Annotated in this window: 1 pseudogene; it reads right to left on the reverse strand. The window is 57.9% G+C overall.

Going from position 1 to position 1,215, the window contains the following annotated elements:
* Window positions 1-1,215, reverse strand: a pseudogene (locus QUB06_RS25815) (hypothetical protein); the annotation flags it as partial.

The raw sequence follows: 1,215 nt of genomic DNA on the forward strand, positions 1-1,215 counted from the left end.
TGTTGGAGTTGGTGCCGGTGCGAGTGTTGGAGTTGGTGCCGGTGCGAGTGTTGGAGTTGGTGCCGGTGCGAGTGTTGGAGTTGGTGTTGGTTCCGGTGCGAGTGTTGGAGTTGGTGCCGGTGTTGGTGTTGGTTCCGGCGCGGATGTTGGAGTTGGTGCCGGTGTTGGTGTTGGTGTTGGTTCCGGCGCGGGTGTTGGAGTTGGTGTTGGTGTTGGTGTTGGTTCCGGCGCGGGTGTTGGAGTTGGTGTTGGTGTTGGTGTTGGTTCCGGCGCGGGTGTTGGAGTTGGTGCCGGTGTTGGTGGTGTTGGTGTTGGTATGGGCGCGGGTGTCGGCGTCGGTATCGGTTCATTAAGGGGAATGAGAGACACAGTGGCGACTGCCGCACTGGTGGCGCCGAAGTTATCTGTAGCGCTGTAGGTGAAGTTGCCCCCTATGAAATTGCCGGACGCCTGGAAGAACAACTGGGTAATTTGCTCGGCTGTCAGGGTTTGACCTGCCGTGACGGCGACTCCCCCGGTTGCGGGGTCGCCCAAGAACAGGATGCCTTGATTTGCCGACGGCAGGGTGCTGATAGTGAATGCAACCACCGTGCCGTCTGAGTCTCTGCCTCCGAGCCCGCCGAGTCGGACAACGCTGTTGGGCGCGAGCGCCACATTGCTGCTGTCGGCTGAGGGAAGCTTGTTGGGTGAAGGCGGAGCGAGTAAAATGGCCGTGGTGACAGTGGCTCTGGACTCGGAACCGTTGTTATTGCTGGGGTCGGGGTCAAAAGTAGTCGATCGACTTTGGGAAGTATTACTAATCGTGTCCGTCGCTGGAACGACTACTGTCACCTCGCGGTTGACTTTGCTCCCCCTAGTCAAACTGCGAATTGTTGGGAAGGTGACAACCCCTGTCAGGGGGTCGTAAGTGCCGCCGTCCGATGCGCTGACTCCCGTTAAACCGGGAATGATGCTGTCTGTAATCACTACGTTTTCAGCAGCATTCGGCCCATTGTTGGCGGTAGTTATAGTATAAGTGACGGAACTACCAGCAGGAGCAGATGTGAGACCGCTCTTGGACGTAACCAGGTCGGCGCGGGCTGCATCGATCGAGGTAACAACTCGCCCCCCCGCCTCACCAGGCACTGCGACTGTCGAACCGTCGTTATTCGTCAAGTCCGGGTCAAAAGTGTCCGATCGACTCAACACAATATTCGTGATACTCGTCAGAGTCGG

The sequence above is a fragment of the Microcoleus sp. D2_18a_D3 genome (assembly GCF_036702455.1).
Taxonomy (GTDB): Bacteria; Cyanobacteriota; Cyanobacteriia; order Cyanobacteriales; family Microcoleaceae; genus Microcoleus.